Below are 16,551 nucleotides of genomic sequence, written 5' to 3'. Positions count from 1 at the left end.
GGAATTTTCCGATGCTGAAACGGGGCGGGCCGGACGGGCCGGGCGTTATTCGATGGCGGCGGCGTCTTCGGCCGGGACCGCTTCGGTCGGAACGATGGCGCCCGCTGCCGGGGCGCGCTCCTCCGGGGTGGCGACGGCGCCGGGGGCCACCTTCTGCAGGCCCTCGACGATGACGCGGTCGCCCGTTTCCAGCCCTTCGGTGACGATCCAGTCGGCCATGCGCGCCTGTACGACGGTCAGGATGCGCTCGTCCACCGTCCCGTCGGGTTGGACCACCAGTGCCGTCGCCTGCCCGCGTCGGTCGCGGCTGACCGCTTCCTGGGGAACGAGGAAGGCACCCTCGATGGTCTCGGTCGGCATCTCGACCTGGACGTACATCCCCGGCAGCAACAGCTTGTCGGGGTTGTCGAACTCCATCCGCAGGACCACGACGCCGGTCTGCTGGTCCACGCTGGGCTCGGCCGCGGTCAGGGTGCCGGTCTGATCGAAGATGCTGCCGTCCGCGAGGGTCAGGGTCACGGTCGGATCGAAATCGCCGGGACGCGAGGCAATGTTGTTGCGGCGCCATGCAAGCAGGTCCGCCGCGGATTGCGTCACGTCGACATAGACGGGATCGATGGCACGGATCACGGCCAGCGGGTCCGCCTGGCTTGCCGTCACCAGCGCACCGGGGCTGGTCAACGACAGGCCGATCTCGCCCGACAGGCGGGCGCGGATCGTCGTCCGATCCTGCTCTATCCGAGCCGAATCGAGTTGCGCCTCGGCCGCCTGAAGGTTCGCTTCCGCCGCTGCCCGCCTGGCGTCCGCCTCGTCGGCCGCGGATTCGCTGGCGACGTTGCGCGACTGGAGCTCGTCCACCCGGTCCGCTTCCTTGTTGGCGGCGTTCAGTTCGGCCTGCGCCTGCGCGACGGCCGCCTGTGCCACCGCGACCGCCGCGTCATAGGACGCAGGATCGATCCGGTAGAGCGGCTCGCCCGCCTCGACCGCGGCGCCTTCGCGGAACAACCGCTCCGTGATGATGCCCGCCACCTGGGGACGAACCTCCGCGCTCGCCGAGGCGACGACCCGACCGGGCAGCGTCACGGTGCGGGTGACGGTCTCGGGCTCCATGGTGACGACGGTCACGGCCGGGGGTGGCGGCTCTCCCCCCGGTTGCTGCGCCAGCGCAGGCACTGCCGTCAGGGCGACGACCAGCGCAAACAAGGCGGTCAGGGGGCGGCATCGCTTCATGAGGGTCACTTTCTTCGCGGATGGTCGAACGCCGAGGTTCCGGCTAAGGTCCACTGGGTTAGTAGCCCGTCACGTCCGACCGTCAATCGAGACCTTTCTCTCAAGGCTCCGATTTCGGTGCGCCTACGCACAGCGGAGTGTCAGATTGCGGCGTTGCCGTTCGAAAAATCCCTCCCCTTCCGGAACGAGACCGATGGTTCTAGAACGATATCCACGCCGTCGAATGGCGCCCGCAACCAATCACGAAGTCAGGAAAACCATGCGTACCAGAGCCGCCGTTGCCCTTGCCCCCGGACAGCCCCTCGAAGTGATGGACGTGAACCTGGAAGGGCCCCGGAAGGGTGAGGTGCTGGTCGAGATCAAGGCGACCGGCATTTGCCACACGGACGAGTTCACCCGTTCGGGTGACGACCCGGAGGGCATCTTTCCGGCCATCCTGGGCCATGAAGGCGCAGGCGTGGTGGTCGAGGTTGGCGAAGGCGTCACCTCGCTGGAGGTCGGCGACCACGTGATCCCGCTTTACACTTGTGAATGCCGGGAATGTGAATACTGCCTCAACCCCAAGACGAACCTCTGTCAGGCGATACGCTCGACCCAGGGCCAGGGCCTGCTGCCGGACGGGACCACGCGGTTCTCGATGCTCGACGGGACGCCGATCCATCACTACATGGGCTGCTCGACCTTCGCCAACCACACCGTCGTCCCCGAGATCGCGCTGGCCAAGGTGCGCAAGGACGCGCCCTTCGACAAGATCTGCTACATCGGCTGCGGCGTCACCACCGGCATCGGCGCCGTCATTAACACCGCGAAGGTCGAGATCGGCAGCCGCGCCATCGTCTTCGGACTGGGCGGGATCGGCCTGAACGTGATCCAGGGCCTGCGCATGGCGGGAGCCAGCCAGATCGTCGGTGTGGACCTGAACGACGACAAGGAGGAAATGGCCCGCTATTTCGGCCTGACCGACTTCGTCAATCCGTCGCGCGTGGAAGGCGATCTGGTGGCTCATCTGGTCGAACTGACCGGGGGCGGCGCGGATTACACTTTCGACGCGACGGGCAACGTCAATGTCATGCGCACGGCGCTCGAGGCCGCGCATAAAGGTTGGGGCGAGAGCATCATCATCGGAGTGGCCCCGGCCGGTGCCGAGATCTCGACCCGGCCGTTCCAGCTCGTCACCGGGCGGGTCTGGCGCGGCACGGCTTTCGGCGGGGCGCGCGGGCGCACGGACGTGCCGAAGATCGTGGACTGGTACATGGACGGCAAGATCGAGATCGACCCGATGATCACCCACACCCTCAAGCTCGAGGACATCAACGAAGGCTTCGACCTTATGCACCGGGGCGAAAGCATTCGTGCCGTCGTCGTCTACTGACGCGCGCCGGACCCCGGGGTGATCATCCGCGACCAGCCTTCCGCGCTGCGCCTGTTTCTGGTGATGCAAGGGTCGGTTGTGCCCCGGATCTTCGGCAAGATCGTGGCGGTCGCGCTTCTCTCGGTGGCGATTCTGCTGATCGACCAGCGTGTCGTGCGGCTGCCGCGGATATCCGTGGCCGCCATGAGCGTCTTCGGCGTCGCCCTGTCGCTGTTCCTGGGGTTCCGGAACAATGCCGCCTACGACCGATGGTGGGAGGCGCGAAAGCTCTGGGGCGGGATCATCGGCGGGGTGCGGACGCTGGCCCGGGATGCGACGATCTTCCTGCGCGATCCCGCTGACCGGGCCGACCTGCTGGATCATGCGACCGCCTTCGCCCACCTGCACCGCCATGCTTTGCGCGGACGCGGGATGCCCGGCCCTGACGACCTCTCCCTGGAGCCGGAACCGGCGCAGGCGATGCTTGCTTGCCGCAACCCTGCCGACGCGGCCTTGCGGGCGGCGGGCGAACGTATCGGCGCCTTGCGGACATCGGGCGACCTGTCGGATTTCGGCCAGATGACGATGGCGCGGACCCTTGCCGAGCTGGGTACGGCTCAGGCCGGCGGCGAGCGGATCGCGACGACCCCCCTCCCGTTCGTCTATTCGCTGCTGGTGCGGCGGACGACGTATCTCTATTGCTTCCTGTTGCCCTTCGCCCTCATCGACGCGGCAAACTGGCTGACACCTGTCTTCGTCGCCGCCGTGGCCTATACCTTCTTCGGCCTGCAGACCGTGACTCATGAACTGGAGCATCCCTTCGGCATTGGGGCGAACGCCCTTCCCCTCGACGCGCTCTGCCGCGTGGTCGACATCTCGGTGGCCGAGGCGCTGGGTCGTCCGGCGCCGGAGCCCTTGCGGCCGGTGAACTACCTCCTGCTCTAGGGGGCCACGCGAAATGACGCGGCCGTCTTGACCGGCCAAGGCTCCGCGCCTACCTGCCCGCGCGTATGTCGGCTCGGCGGCGACATGCATGACCAGCATGGGACGGAACGATCGGCGATCCCTCGTGGTCGTGGCTGGCAGCGGCGGCTATGTGGGGACCGAACCGGGCGATGCGGCCATTGCCCGAGCCCCTCCGGAGGAACGATGGACCGCGAAGACCGACAGATCCCCGCGCCGGCCGACGTCCCGTCCGACCGTCCGCAGTCCGCGCGCGACTTCCTGACCGGCATCGCAGGTGCCCGCAGGAGCGTTCTCTGGTACGAGACGTTCTCGGATCGGTCCGACCCGGCCGCCCGCGCGATCCTGCGTCGCGTCCTGTCGCGTGCCGAGGCGTCCAAGACGGCGCAGGTCGCGGTGCGGGTGCGGCCGGAAGAGAACGACGAGGTGGCCATGGGCCGCGCGCGGGCCGCGATCGCGGCGGGCTGGCAGGGGGCCTTCTTCGACATGCAGCGGGATCTGACCGGCGGGGACGCCCCGTCGAACCGGCCGGGTTTCGTGGATGCCGCGCGACGGCTCGGCCTCGATACGGACCGCTTCACCGACGACTTGACCTCCGGCCGGACGCGACGCCGCGTGGCCGAAGACCTTGCCCTGGCCCAGAGGTCCGGCACCGCGCGGGGGCCCCTGCTGTTCATCGACGGCCGCCGCTATTCCGGCGTGCTGGACGAGGCCGCGCTGACCGAGGCGCTGGAGCGGCCCCTTGGCCTGCGGCTGCGGACGGCCAGCGCGGACTTCTTCGAATGGGCCGCTTCGGGCGGTCTGGTCCTGATCGTCGCGACCCTCGCCGCACTCGCCGTGGTCAACCTGGGCTGGCACGAAGGCTATGAGCGGCTGCGCCAGAGCGTGGTGTCGCTGGGCTGGAACGATGCGATCTTCGCCCTTTCGGTCGAGCAATGGGTGAACGACGGGCTGATGACCGTCTTCTTCCTCATCGTCGGCATCGAGATCAAGCGCGAGGTCGTCGCCGGAGAGCTGTCGAACCCGTCGCGCGCCGCCCTGCCCATTGCGGCCGCGCTCGGCGGCATGATCGTTCCTGCGCTGATCTATGCGGCGATCAATCTGGGGCAGGACACCGTTCATGGCTGGGGCGTTCCCATGGCGACGGACATCGCCTTTACCCTCGGGCTGCTGGCATTGCTCGGGCGACGGGTGCCGGCGTCGCTGCGGGTGCTGGTGTCGGCGCTCGCCATCGCCGACGATCTGGGCGCCATCCTCGTCATCGCGGTCTTCTATTCTTCGGGCATCGCTTTCGGTCCGCTTGTCGTGGCGGCGGCGATCCTTGCGGCAATGGTCGGGCTGAACCGGGCGCGAGTCTATGCGCTCTGGCCCTATGTGCTGTTGGGCTTGCTGCTCTGGGCCGCGGTCTTCGCGGGGGGGTTGCACGCGACGCTCGCCGGGGTGCTGACGGCGCTGGCGATCCCATCTCGCAAGCCTGCCGCCGTCCACGGCGTCGCGGCGCAGACCGCCGAGTTGATGCGCGCCGAAGCCGAGCGCGCCGAAACGGGCGAGGGGTTCGCCAATCAATCCGTCGAGCGCTTGACCGAGATCGTGGACCGCCTGCGCGAGCCGGGTGTCCATCTGCAGAAGACGCTCGAGAACTGGACGAGCTTTCTGATCCTGCCGCTGTTCGCCTTCTTCAACACCGGGATCCTGCTGGCCGGATCGGGTTTCGCGCCGTTTTCCGCCCCATCCCTCGGGGTGATCCTGGGGCTGGTCGTGGGCAAGCCCGTCGGCATCTGCCTTGCGGCCTTCGTCGTGTTGCGGGCGGGCTGGGCCACGAAGTCCGACGAGGTTACCTGGCGGCACCTGATAGGCGCCGGATGCCTGGCCGGGATCGGGTTCACCATGTCGATCTTCATCGCGGACGCGGCCTTCGACGGGCCGGCGCTCGACGGCGTGAAGATCGGTGTGCTGCTCGCTTCGACGGTGTCTGCAGCGATCGGTCTGGGCATACTCTGGGAGGCAAGGCCTGCGGAGAGGAAGGGTACGACATGAACGATGCCGACAAACTGCGCGTGGCGTCCTACAACATCCGCAAGGCGATCGGCGGCGACTACAAGCGCAACCCAGCGCGCGTGGAGACGGTGATCGGGTCGCTGGGCGCCGACATCGTCGCGTTGCAGGAAGGCGACTACCGTTTTCGTGGGCGCGCCGCCCTGTTCGAGCCGGAAGCCCTGTATGCATCGACGGGCATGAGGGTGATCGACCTCGACAACCGCTCGCCCGGTCTGGGGTGGCACGGCAACATCCTGATGGTCGGCCCCGACGTGAAGATCGAACGCGTCCGCACCATCGACCTGCCGGGGCTGGAGCCGCGCGGCGCCGTCACGGTGCACCTGGACGTCCACGGCCGCCCGCTGCAGGTGATCGCGGCGCACCTGGGCCTGTTCGCCCGCAACCGGAAACTGCAGGCGGCGACGCTGGTGCAGGCCATCGACCCGTCGGACGACGTCCCCGTGATCGTGATGGGCGACTTCAACGGCTGGGGGCGTGCCCCCCGCAGCCTTCTCCCGTTCCAGGAAGCCCTGGCCGAAGTTTCCTGCGGACCGTCCTACCCGGCGAGCCGCCCCATCACGCCACTGGACCGGCTGTTCTACGGCGGACCTCTGGTGCCGACGGCAAGCGGAGTCTGGCGGGACGATCCGGCGCGGATGGCGTCGGACCACCTGCCGATCTGGGCCGAGTTTCGGCACGACGACTGACCGCTAGAGAAGCCATTCCACCGGTAGCCAGCCGATCACCGTCAGGGCCAGCCGTCGCAGCGTGGTCGAACCGGGCTCCTGCTCGGTGACGCTGCCGTCCGTGGGGTCCACCCAGACAAGATCCTTCCCGTCGCGAAGCTCCACCCGCCACGCCAGACCGTCCAGTTCGCTGTCGAAGACCTTGTTCAAGCCCCGCGCCATCGTCTCGCTGTCGATCAGCAATCCCATCTCGGTGTTGAGCATCGTGGACCGCGGATCGAAATTGAACGAGCCGACGAATATCCGGCTGGTGTCCACGGCGAAGGTCTTGGCGTGCAGGCTCGACCCGGAAGAGCCGAAGATGCCCACGTCGTCGGGGGCGGCGGGCGCGGCCTGACGGCGCAGCTCGTAGATCGTAACGCCTTCGCGGAGCATCGCCTTGCGATGCTTTGCGTATCCCGCATGCACCGGCAGAACGTCCGTCGCCTCCAGCGAATTGGTCAACATCCGCACGGGAATCCCGGCGGTCTGCAACGTGCCGAAGGCCCGGACGCCGGATTTCGTCGGCACGAAGTAGGGCGAGACGCCGTCGAACCCCTGCTCGATGGTGCCGACGGCCTTGGTCAGCCGGCTGGCCAGAAGATCCTCGCGCGGGACGGCGCCCTGACCCTTCTTCGGATCGTCGCTGAACAGGATCGCACGGGTCCATTCCAGCGGCAGGTCGCCATTGGCGATCGATTGAACGATGTCCGACCTTCTGAGAATGTCGCGGTATTCCGTCAACTGTTCGTCCTCGCGCAGCCGCTCCAGTCCCTCCCCGACCGGATCGCCATTTGCGGGATCGAGCAGGGGCCCGACGGGCAGGACCGAGGGGCTGGCCCAGTAGCGATCGAAATCGGCGGCGATCTCGGGCACGATCCGGCCCACGGCCATCACGTCCAGATCGACGTAGAGCGCGGTCGGACCGGTTCCGAAGTACTCGTCACCCACGTTGCGGCCGCCGACGACAGTTGCCAGCCCGTCGACGATGAACGATTTGTTGTGCATCCGCCGGTTCAGGCGGAAGAAGTCGAACCCGTAGCTGAGCATCTTGAATGTGCCGCGCAGATTGAACGGGTTGTAGAGCCGAACCTCGATGTTCTCATGCGCGTTCAATTGCGCCATCTCGGCATCGAGCCCGGAGGTGCCGTTGTCGTCGAGCATCAGCCTCACCCGGACCCCGCGATCCGCAGCACGCAGCAGCGCGTCGAGCAGCAGCGTTCCCGTCAAGTCGTCGTGCCAGATGTAATATTGCGCGTCGATGGACGACACCGCCGCGTCGGCGAGGATGATGCGGGCGGCGAAGGCTTCCGCCCCGCTCTGCAATGGCGCGATCCCCGTCAGCCCCGGCTCTCCCCTGTCGTCCAGCATTTCGGCCAGCGGGCCGGTATCGGGCGGCGGCAGGGTGGTGCTGTCCGTCCGTCCCTCGACCTCGGGCAGGACGAAGATCGACCGTGCCACGACGATGGCGACCGCCGCAACGGCGATCACGATCAGAAGGGCCTTCAGAAACCACATTACAACTCTCCAATCTCGCGCCCCGCGACGCGGTTCGCCATCAACACCGCAAAGGGTCGCGTCGGCGCGAAGGCCGACAGCACGATGGTCAGCATCGACGTTAGGGGCACCGCCAGCAGCGCCCCCGGCAACCCCCAGAGCGACGTCCAGATCGCGAGCGATGCCAGCACCACGAAGGGGCTGAGGTTGACGCGTCGGCCGATCATCCGCGGCTCCAGATAACTGCCCACCCAGACCTGCGCCGCAACGAGGAGCGCCCCGAGCGCCAGCGTCCAGCCGAGCTGCCCGAACTGAACCACCGAAAGCGCCACGGGCATCGCGACCCCGACCAGGGATCCGAGATAGGGGATGTAGTTCAGCAATGCGATGGCCAGCGCCCAGAACAACGGGAAATCGACGCCGAATCCCCAGAGGACGACAAAGGACATGGCGCCGAGGATCACGTTGATCAGCGTCTTGATCGCCAGGTAATCGCCGATCCGGTCGTTGATGTCCCGGATGATGGCCTCGGTCCTGGCCCGATCCTCCGGGTCGGGCAGGACGATCGACAGCTTTGCGGCGAAGCTCGCCCGTTCGGTCAGCAGGAAGGCGGAATAGACGATGACGAGAAAGACCGACGCGCCGATCCAGGTGACGTTGGCGAGCGCCGTCTCGATCACGTTGCGGACGGACAGGCGCCCGATGGTCGCGTTGCGGATGGTTTCCCAGTCCGGACGCTCGTCGATGCCGATGGCGTCGGCGCCCTGCGCCACCAGCCGCTCGATATTGGCCTGATAGGCGGGGGCCTGCGTCACGATCTGGCCGATGGTACCCAGCACGACACCAGTCAGGGCAAGCAGGACGCCGGCGAAGATCATGAGGACGAAGAACCGGCGAAGGCCGGGCGACACGCGGGCCATTCCGGGCAGGCCGGTCAACGCCTCGGACGCGCTGACCAGAACGTAGACCACGATCACGGCGGCCAGGATCGGCAGCAAAACGGACTTGCCGATCAGCAGCAGGAACCCCGCCAGAACCACCAGAAGGCCGGCGTTCACCAGGGTGGATAGCGACGAGCCTTGGGTCACGCGGCCTCCGGCTGTCGATCGCGCCAGCCGGAGGCGGAATCGAGCAGAGCCGTGGCGAAGGCCGCGGTGAAGGCGCCGCCCAGGGTCAGCACGATGCGGGTGAACGTGGCATAGGCCGCATCCTGCGTCGAAATCGCCCCCGCCACCAGTGCCAGAACGACCGAAAAGGCATATTGGTAAACCATGCTCTGGCGCGGGCCGAACAGCATCCGGTCGCCGAAGAACAGCCCGCTGAGGAAGATGAGACCGAGCAGGATGGGAAGGTGCTGCGACAGGACCCAGACCCCCAGGATCAGGAGCGCCACGCCGCCGCCATAGACGGTTGCGCGAACCCGCTGCATCGCCTCCGACCAGACGCGGCGGCGGGTCGGAAAGACCAGCACCATCGCCGCGACCATCGCCATCATCATGTCCGACGGCTGCATCACCGAATAGAGCCAGAAGCTGAGGCCCAGCAGCACCGTGGCCCGGATCGCGGCGCCCATGGTCGTATTGCCCGACGAGGGCACCGTATCGTCCACATGCGTCTCGGAGGTCGCGGGCGGCACGAGGAAATAGACCAGCGGCCCCAGGACCAGTGCCACCAGCGAGGCATCGACGAACCCGTCGCGCATGGCATGGAGCGTTGCGGTGCCGTGCATCCCCATCACCGACATGAGGACGGCGACGATCACCACCAGCATTCCGACGGGCGTTCCGGTCCTCAGTATCAGCAGGAATCCCGCAAAATACGTCAGCCACATGCCGCCGATGTAGACCGCTGGCATGGGGCGTAGAAACTCTACCAGCCATGCCATCGCATGAACGAGAACGATCAGCGCCACAGGTCCTGCAAGCGCTTTCATCGCGCTGAACGACTTGCGCTGCGCGGCGATCAGGCCCACGGGCAGCGCCGCGATGATGGGCGGCAGCGTGGGGTTCAGGATCGCCACCGCCAGATAGGCCAGCGCCCCGGTCAGCCCCAGCCGCACCGCATAGAGCGGGTCGTCGCGGGCGTCGGGGCGGGGTGTGACGTACATTGTGCAGCCGTCAGTGCAGGAAGCTGGTCAGGGAGCGGAGCCTTTGCAGCCCCCGTACCAGCATGGCCACCGGGTTCGACGGGCCTTCGGTCAGGATCACGGTGTGGACCTTGCCGCCCACGCGCGTCCGGCGCGGCCAGGCGTCGAGGCCGCCTTCCATCTCGATCCTGACGGGGATGCGGCGGGCGGGTTCGAACCAGCGGTTCGACGGCTGATTCACGACGAGGCCGCCCTGCGCCGTCCGCCCGGGGTTGATGCCCCAGGCTATGCTCTGCACGCGTCCGTCGAAAATCTCGCCGGGCGCCGCATCGAACAGCAGGCGGGCAGGATCGCCGGCATCGACGTTCTGCAGCTGGTTCTCGCGCAAGTCGACAGTGACCCAAGCGGCATTGGCGTCGATGAAGGTCAGCCCAGGGTTTCCCGCCCCGATGAACTGTCCCTCGGACAGGGTGACGTTCGTGACGACGCCGTCATGGGGCGCCCTCAGCGTCGTCGAAGCCAGATCGTACTGCGCGCGCTCCAGTGCGACCTGGGCGGCGGCGATGGCGGGATTCTTCGCTCCCTCGGGACCAAGCTGGCTGCGCGCGCTGTCCAGATTGGCCTGCGCCGACTGGAGCCTGGCCTCGGTGTCGGCCACGGCGCCTCGGGCGCTGTCGCCCTGTGCCGTCGACGCGATCCCCCGCTCCTCCAGCCGGAAGGTCCGTTCGGCTTCGGCGCGGGTGGTGTCGAGCGCGGTACGCGCCTGCGTCACGGCGGCCTGTGCCGCGATGAGCGACGCCGAAGATGCCTCGACCCCCTGCGTTGCCTGTGCGAGGTTGGCCTCCGCCTGCTGCACGGCCAGATCGAACGGCCGGGGGTCGAGGGTGAAAAGGACGTCACCTGCTTCGACGAAGGCATCGTCCTCGACCGCGACGCGCGTCACCTCGCCCGACACGCGTGGCGCGATCTGGACCACATGGGCCGAGACGATTCCGCGCGAAGATGACGGCGCCAGCCTGTCGGAGAGCGCGTAGACGACGGCCAACAGGATCAGCAGCGCGACGACGACCAAAGCAACGGCACGGGCCGGGTTCCGCGCGGGCGGGGGCGCGTCCGACCGCTCGGACGGGGCCGTATCGGTATCGCTCATCGGGTCGGGCCTTTCAGCAGCAGTCCGGTCAATGCTCATACATGAATGCGCCGGGCAGGAAAACGATCCGATGACAGCGCGTTTCCACGGCCTCGTCGGGACCCAGCACCCATGCCGCAGCCGCATCGCCGCCAGTCGGGCACTGGCCACAAGCGCGGGTTGGACCACGTTCAACGGACGAATCCTGAAGATGAGGAGACTGCCATGTACGACCCCAAGGACTTCACGCTCGATGGCCAGGTCGCCGTCGTCACCGGGGCGGCGGCTGGCATAGGCCGCGCCATTGCCGAGACCTTCGCGGCCGCCGGAGCCGCGGTCATGGTCAGCGACCTGAAGGCCGAAACCGCCGAAGCCGTCGCGCGCGAGATCGAGGCCAAGGGCGGCAAGGCCGCGGGAATGGCCTGCGACGTCACTGACGAGGACGACCTTGCGGAACTGGTCGACGGCACCGTCGCGGCCTTCGGCAAGCTCACCACCCTTGTTGCCAATGCGGGCGGCGGTGGACCGAAGCCCTTCGACATGCCGATGAAGGATTTTCGTTTGGCCTTCGAGCTGAACGTCTTTTCCCTGTTCCGCCTGGCGCAGCTTGCCGCTCCCGAAATGGAAAAGGCCGGCGGCGGTTCGATCCTCGCCATCACGTCGATGTCGGCCGAGAACAGGAACAGGCGCATGGCGTCCTATGCCTCCTCCAAGGCCGCGACGAGCCATCTGGTCCGCAACATCGCCTTCGATCTCGGGCCGAAGAACATCCGCGTGAACGCCGTCGCCCCCGGCGCCACACGCACGGACGCGCTGAAATCGGTGCTGACGGAAGATATCGAGAAGACGATGCTTTCCCACACCCCGATCCACCGCCTGGGCGAGCCTGAGGACATGGCCAATGCCGCCCTGTTTCTCTGCTCACCCGCCGCCAGCTGGATCAGCGGACAGATCCTGACCGTCTCGGGCGGCGGCGTGCAGGAACTGGACTGAGGAACTTCTGCACATGCGAGCATAGACAAGGGAGCCGGACACGGTCGACGCAGGGCAACGAAGGTGCAGATCGGCACGGTCATGACCAAAGGCTGCGCCTGTTCGGCGACTGGCATCCACGGGACGCGGGACTGGCTTTCCCCGCCAGTGGCCTATCTGACGGCAAGGCCGCAGGACGGTATTGGCCGGGCAACGGAAAGGATCGGACGATGATGGCACGAGCAATGGCGCTGAGCGCGGGTCTGGCGCTGGCGGGCGCGGCATTTGCCCAAGGCGACGACGTCCTGTCTGCCGAAGCCTCCGATCCCGTGACGATGGGATGGATGCAGGGTTTTCCGCCGCCCGACGACAAGGTCATCCGCTTCACCGATGACGACTATTTCGCCTTCCCGAAGCTGCGGTGGACCGTCTGCCATTTTCGCGAGTTGATGCCCACGGTGGCGGTCGACAACGGATCGGTGAGCGAGCGCGACATTCCCGTGGACCTCGACCCGTCGATCGACGGCGTGACCTTCACTCCGCTGGGCGGCACCGGGACGATGACCTGGGACGAGGCCTTCGACGCGAACTATACCGACGGCATCCTGGTCCTGCATCACGGCAGGATCGTCCATGAACGCTACGCCGGATGCCTCGACCCAACGACGCTGCACGGCGCGATGTCCATGACCAAGTCGCTGACCGGCCTGCTGGCCGAGATCCTGATCGCGGATGGCGTGCTGGACGAGACGGCTCTCATGGCCGACATCGTGCCCGAACTGAAGGACAGCGCCTTCGCGGACGCCACGGTGCGGCAGGTGATGAACATGACCACCGCGCTCGACTATTCCGAGGATTACTCGGACCCCGATGCCGAGGTTTGGACTTATGCCGAGGCGGGAAGCCCCCTGCCCAAGCCCGAGGGCTATGACGGGCCGCGCAGCTACTTCGAGTATCTGCAAACCGTCGAAAACGACGGCATCCACGGCGACGCCTTCGCCTACAAGACGGTCAACGCGGATGCCCTGGGCTGGATCGTGGCGCGCATCGCGGATCAGTCCGTCGCGGACCTCCTGTCCGAGCGAATCTGGACCCGCATCGGCGCCGAGCGGGAGGCATACTACACGGTCGACTCCATCGGCACGCCTTTCGCCGGCGGCGGCTTCAATGCAACGCTGCGCGACATGGCCCGGCTCGGTCAGTTGATGCTGACCGAGGGCCGCTGGGGCGAGCAGCAGATCGTGCCCCCGGCCGCCATCCGGCGCATCGCGGGGGGCGGCGACCCGAAAATCTTTGCCAAGGCCGGCTACGACACCCTCGACGGGTGGAGCTATGGCAGCATGTGGTGGATCAGCAACGACGATCACGGCGCCTATGCAGCGCGGGGCGTTCATGGGCAGACGCTCTGGATCGATCCCGCCGCAGATATGGTCATCGTCCGGTTCGCTTCGAACCCGGTGGCGGCGAATACGGCCAACGACCCGACCTCGCTGCCCGCCTATCGCGCTGTCGCCGACCATCTGATGGCAAATGACCCGACCCCCCTGCTCGGCGCCGAATGGCGGGTGGAGGACATCGCCGGTCGCGGCGTCATCGACAGCAGCCATGTTTCGCTGAAGTTCCTGGCGGACGGACGCCTGGCCGGCAGCGCGACCTGCAACCGGATGATCGGCAACTATGAGACGGACGACGGGACCATCACCATCGCGGTCCCCGGCGCGACCATGATGGCCTGTCCGGAGGCCTTGATGAATCAGGAGCGTTTGTTCCTAGACCTGCTTCCCACGGTGCAAGGCTACGAGATCGACGACACCGGTGCACTGATCCTGACGACAGAGGACGGCAGCACGATCACGGCCCGGCGGTGATACCCCGGGGGGCCGTCAGTCCGTCAGGCTGGCGAGTTCGAGGCCGTCGTTCGCGCCGCGGAACCAGGCGACGATCCGGGCGCGCTCCTCGGGGCTTATCTCGGTCAGATTCGCGGGGGGCATAGCGTGGCTTACCCCTGCCTGAAGGTAGATCTGCCGCGCCTCGCGCGCGATGTCGGCCGGGGTTTCCAGATGCACGCCCTTGGGCGCCCAGAGGATGCCGTCCCAGTTCGGCTCCCGCGCGTGGCACATGGAACAGCGGCCGAGGACGATGTTCTCGACGTCCGCGAACCCCTCCGCTTCGGCGTATCTCGTCTCGTAGTCCGTCATCGCCTGGGCATCGAGCGCCTCATAGTCGCCGTCCCAAGTGGGCGCGACCGAGAGCCAGGCGATGATGACGAAAATGAAGGCCGTGGCCCCGATGGTCCATGCGGGGCCGCGGCCCGTGGCGTGCATCGTGTTGAAGTAGTGCCGGATCGTGACGCCCATCAGGAAGACCAGCGCGGCGATGATCCAGGCGTACTGCGTGCCGAAGGCCAGCGGATAATGGTTCGACAACATCAGGAACAGCACCGGCAGCGTCAGGTAGTTGTTGTGCGTCGAGCGCAGCTTGGCGATCTGGCCGTACTTCGGGTCGGGGGTGCGTCCTTCCTGCAGGTCCTTCACGACGATCCGCTGGTTCGGCATGATGACGAAGAATACGTTGCCCGTCATGATCGTCGCGGTCATGGCGCCCAGGTGCAGCAATGCGGCGCGGCCGGTGAAGATCTGGTTGAGCGCATAGCTGACGACCACGATGCCCGCGAAGAGGATGAGCATCACGACCGTGGGCCGCGTCTTGAGCGGCGATTTGCACAGCAGATCGTAGCCCACCCAGCCCACCGCGATGAAGGCCGCCGAGATGAGGACGGCCTGCCATGTCGCCAGGTCGGCCTTGTTCGGGTCGATCAGGAAAAGTTCCGCCCCCGCCCAGTAGACGATGGCGAGAAGCGCTGCCCCGGAGAGCCAGGTCCAATAGGACTGCCACTTGTGCCAGGTCAGGTGCTCGGGGAGGCGGGCGGGGGCCACGAGATACTTAGTGGTGTGGTAGAAGCCGCCGCCGTGGACCTCCCATTCCTCGCCGTATGCGCCTTCCGGCATGCCGTCGGCCTTGCGGAGCATCAGGTCGAGGGCGATGAAGTAGAAGCTTGCCCCGATCCAGGCGATCGCCGTGATGACGTGCAGCCACCGGACCCCGAAGGCCAACCAGTCCCACATGATTGCAAGATCGTACATCCGCCAGTTCCTCCCAACCGTTGCCCGCCACAACTATCCAAGCCCGCCTTTTCACGCCATGCTGTGAACACGCCAAGGCGTTTCAAGAAAAAAGAGAGAATGTCCTACCTCGACAACATCCGCACCTTCGTCCGCGTCTACGACCTGGGGAACATGTCTGCCGCCGCCCGCGACCAGCGTATCTCGCCCGCGGTGGCCTCGGCGCGCATATCACAGCTCGAGGCGCATCTGGGCGTGCGCCTGTTCCAGCGCACGACCCGCAGCCTGGCCGCGACCGAACAGGGGCGGATCTTCTACGACGGCGCCTGCGGTATTCTGGAAGCGGTCGCCTTGGCCGAGGCGGGCATCGGCGACGTCACGGAAAATCCGCGCGGGACGCTGCATGTGGCGGCCCCCCTGGGCGTGGGCCGGCGCCTGATCGCGCCGAACGTGCCCGAATTCGCGATCAGCTATCCACTGGTCGATGTCCGCCTGCGCCTCAGCGACCGGGCGCTGGACCTGACCGCCGAGGGGCTGGACATCGCGTTCTTCCTCGGCCTGCCCGCCGACAGCACGCTTCGCATCCGCAAGATCGCCGACTGCCGCCGCATCCTCTGCGCCAGCCCCGACTACGTGGAACGCCACGGCCATCCCGAACGGGGCTCCGACATCGAGCGGGCGAAGCACAATTGCCTGAACCTGCGGTTTCCCGGCGCCAAGGAGTTCCAGTGGCATCTTCAGACACCCGACGGCCCGCAGAGGTTCGATGTGCGCGGACGGTACGAAAGCGACGACGGCGACGTCCTCACCGATTGGGCGTTGTCCGGTGCGGGCATTGCCATGAAGCCGGTGTTCGAGATTTCCGAACACCTGCGGTCCGGCGCGCTTGTCGAGGTGGTGCAGGAAAATCCGCCGGTCCCGATCCAGATGGCCTGCCTCTATACCCACCGCCGACATCAGGACCCGAAGGCCCGGCTGTTCATGGAGTTCGCCATCGCCCGAATGGAAGCGGCGCTGGCCGACGATCAGCTGCCGCGATAGGTCGAATAGCCGAAGGGCGACAGCAGAAGCGGCACGTGATAGTGCGACGCCTCCGACATGCCGAAGCGGATGGGCACCATGTCGAGGAACCGGGGCGACTCGGGTGGAACGCCGCACCGGTCCAGGTAGGCGCCGCAGTGGAACACGAGCTCATAGGTGCCGGTCTCGAACTCGGCCTCGGGCAGGATCTGTTCGTCGGTGCGGCCGTCGTCGTTGGTCGTCAGGCGCTTGAGCGACGTGCGGCTCTCGCCCTCGATGCGGAACAGCTCGATCTCCAGCCCTTCGGCCGGGCAGCCGCGCGCGGTGTCGAGGACGTGTGTCGTCAGATAGCCGCTCATGTGGTTGCCTCTTTCGCGATTGCCGTGGTCCCGACAAGGATGCGTCAGGCTCTGCCCTTT

14 protein-coding genes are annotated in these 16,551 nt (G+C 66.8%); 7 read left to right on the top strand and 7 right to left on the bottom strand.

The genetic code is table 11. From position 1 onward, the window contains the following. Window positions 1-45 precede the first annotated feature (45 nt). On the bottom strand, window positions 46-1,230 hold the full coding sequence (locus JAN5088_RS05105; RefSeq protein ID WP_055681742.1) for an efflux RND transporter periplasmic adaptor subunit: 1,185 nt from the start codon (window positions 1,228-1,230) through the stop codon (window positions 46-48). 259 nt (window positions 1,231-1,489) lie between these two features. On the opposite strand from JAN5088_RS05105, the gene JAN5088_RS05100 reads away from it, so the two are divergent. The 4 genes from JAN5088_RS05100 to JAN5088_RS05085 all read left to right on the top strand — a co-directional run bounded on the left by JAN5088_RS05100 (window position 1,490) and on the right by JAN5088_RS05085 (window position 6,288). Further along, the gene (locus JAN5088_RS05100; protein ID WP_055681741.1) at window positions 1,490-2,602 is read left to right on the top strand and encodes an S-(hydroxymethyl)glutathione dehydrogenase/class III alcohol dehydrogenase; all 1,113 of its coding nucleotides are present in this window, start codon (window positions 1,490-1,492) and stop codon (window positions 2,600-2,602) included. 18 nt (window positions 2,603-2,620) lie between these two features. Continuing rightward, window positions 2,621-3,526, top strand: coding sequence for a bestrophin family protein (locus JAN5088_RS05095; protein ID WP_055681740.1), 906 nt, complete (start codon window positions 2,621-2,623; stop codon window positions 3,524-3,526). 204 nt (window positions 3,527-3,730) lie between these two features. Next, window positions 3,731-5,581: a Na+/H+ antiporter NhaA gene (gene nhaA / locus JAN5088_RS05090; protein ID WP_055681739.1), complete on the top strand. Its 1,851-nt coding sequence runs from the start codon at window positions 3,731-3,733 to the stop codon at window positions 5,579-5,581. Continuing rightward, window positions 5,578-6,288, top strand: a complete 711-nt coding sequence (locus tag JAN5088_RS05085) for an endonuclease/exonuclease/phosphatase family protein (RefSeq protein WP_055681738.1) — start codon at window positions 5,578-5,580, stop codon at window positions 6,286-6,288. The genes nhaA and JAN5088_RS05085 overlap by 4 nt, the downstream gene beginning before the upstream one ends. A gap of 3 nt (window positions 6,289-6,291) precedes the next feature. On the opposite strand, the gene JAN5088_RS05080 is transcribed toward JAN5088_RS05085, so the two are convergent. From JAN5088_RS05080 to JAN5088_RS05065, 4 genes are read right to left on the bottom strand one after another with little or no spacing between them, the layout of a single operon-like run. Continuing rightward, window positions 6,292-7,824: a phospholipase D family protein gene (locus JAN5088_RS05080; protein WP_074962616.1), complete on the bottom strand. Its 1,533-nt coding sequence runs from the start codon at window positions 7,822-7,824 to the stop codon at window positions 6,292-6,294. Then, window positions 7,824-8,891, bottom strand: a complete 1,068-nt coding sequence (locus JAN5088_RS18565) for an AI-2E family transporter (RefSeq protein ID WP_055681737.1) — start codon at window positions 8,889-8,891, stop codon at window positions 7,824-7,826. Before JAN5088_RS18565 ends, JAN5088_RS05080 begins: the two co-directional genes overlap by 1 nt. Beyond that, complete coding sequence (locus tag JAN5088_RS18560; protein ID WP_055681736.1) at window positions 8,888-9,910, bottom strand: FUSC family protein; 1,023 nt, start codon at window positions 9,908-9,910, stop codon at window positions 8,888-8,890. Before JAN5088_RS18560 ends, JAN5088_RS18565 begins: the two co-directional genes overlap by 4 nt. 10 nt (window positions 9,911-9,920) lie before the next feature. Then, complete coding sequence (locus JAN5088_RS05065; RefSeq protein WP_055681735.1) at window positions 9,921-11,039, bottom strand: HlyD family secretion protein; 1,119 nt, start codon at window positions 11,037-11,039, stop codon at window positions 9,921-9,923. A gap of 204 nt (window positions 11,040-11,243) precedes the next feature. Here JAN5088_RS05065 and hdhA point away from each other — a divergent pair, with 204 nt between their 5' ends. Both hdhA and JAN5088_RS05055 read left to right on the top strand, forming a co-directional pair. Then, a complete protein-coding gene (gene hdhA, locus JAN5088_RS05060) occupies window positions 11,244-12,011 on the top strand; it encodes a 7-alpha-hydroxysteroid dehydrogenase (protein WP_055681734.1) in 768 nt (255 codons plus the stop codon). A 209-nt stretch (window positions 12,012-12,220) separates the two neighbouring features. After that, window positions 12,221-13,858: a serine hydrolase gene (locus JAN5088_RS05055; protein WP_144431851.1), complete on the top strand. Its 1,638-nt coding sequence runs from the start codon at window positions 12,221-12,223 to the stop codon at window positions 13,856-13,858. Between the two features lie 15 nt (window positions 13,859-13,873). Here the strand turns inward: JAN5088_RS05055 and JAN5088_RS05050 are convergent, their stop codons facing one another. Continuing rightward, entirely contained in the window at window positions 13,874-15,133 is a 1,260-nt protein-coding gene (locus JAN5088_RS05050) for a urate hydroxylase PuuD (protein ID WP_055681733.1), read from the bottom strand. 99 nt (window positions 15,134-15,232) lie between these two features. Here JAN5088_RS05050 and JAN5088_RS05045 point away from each other — a divergent pair, with 99 nt between their 5' ends. Then, window positions 15,233-16,153: a LysR family transcriptional regulator gene (locus JAN5088_RS05045; protein WP_055681732.1), complete on the top strand. Its 921-nt coding sequence runs from the start codon at window positions 15,233-15,235 to the stop codon at window positions 16,151-16,153. Here JAN5088_RS05045 and uraH read toward each other — a convergent pair. Beyond that, on the bottom strand, window positions 16,138-16,491 hold the full coding sequence (gene uraH, locus JAN5088_RS05040) for a hydroxyisourate hydrolase (RefSeq protein WP_055681731.1): 354 nt from the start codon (window positions 16,489-16,491) through the stop codon (window positions 16,138-16,140). The genes JAN5088_RS05045 and uraH overlap by 16 nt on opposite strands. Window positions 16,492-16,551: the final 60 nt, after the last annotated feature.

The organism is Jannaschia rubra (assembly GCF_001403735.1).
Lineage (GTDB): Bacteria > Pseudomonadota > Alphaproteobacteria > Rhodobacterales > Rhodobacteraceae > Jannaschia > Jannaschia rubra.
This window is presented reverse-complemented; position numbering and strand designations above follow the sequence as displayed.

Coding starts and splice junctions, on each gene's coding strand:
- JAN5088_RS05105 (WP_055681742.1), bottom strand. CDS start 1,230: ATGAAGCGATGCCGCCCCCTGACCGCCTTGTTTGCGCTGGTCGTCGCC.
- JAN5088_RS05100 (WP_055681741.1), top strand. CDS start 1,490: ATGCGTACCAGAGCCGCCGTTGCCCTTGCCCCCGGACAGCCCCTCGAA.
- nhaA (WP_055681739.1), top strand. CDS start 3,731: ATGGACCGCGAAGACCGACAGATCCCCGCGCCGGCCGACGTCCCGTCC.
- JAN5088_RS05085 (WP_055681738.1), top strand. CDS start 5,578: ATGAACGATGCCGACAAACTGCGCGTGGCGTCCTACAACATCCGCAAG.
- JAN5088_RS05080 (WP_074962616.1), bottom strand. CDS start 7,824: ATGTGGTTTCTGAAGGCCCTTCTGATCGTGATCGCCGTTGCGGCGGTC.
- JAN5088_RS18560 (WP_055681736.1), bottom strand. CDS start 9,910: ATGTACGTCACACCCCGCCCCGACGCCCGCGACGACCCGCTCTATGCG.
- JAN5088_RS05065 (WP_055681735.1), bottom strand. CDS start 11,039: ATGAGCGATACCGATACGGCCCCGTCCGAGCGGTCGGACGCGCCCCCG.
- hdhA (WP_055681734.1), top strand. CDS start 11,244: ATGTACGACCCCAAGGACTTCACGCTCGATGGCCAGGTCGCCGTCGTC.
- JAN5088_RS05055 (WP_144431851.1), top strand. CDS start 12,221: ATGATGGCACGAGCAATGGCGCTGAGCGCGGGTCTGGCGCTGGCGGGC.
- JAN5088_RS05050 (WP_055681733.1), bottom strand. CDS start 15,133: ATGTACGATCTTGCAATCATGTGGGACTGGTTGGCCTTCGGGGTCCGG.
- JAN5088_RS05045 (WP_055681732.1), top strand. CDS start 15,233: ATGTCCTACCTCGACAACATCCGCACCTTCGTCCGCGTCTACGACCTG.
- uraH (WP_055681731.1), bottom strand. CDS start 16,491: ATGAGCGGCTATCTGACGACACACGTCCTCGACACCGCGCGCGGCTGC.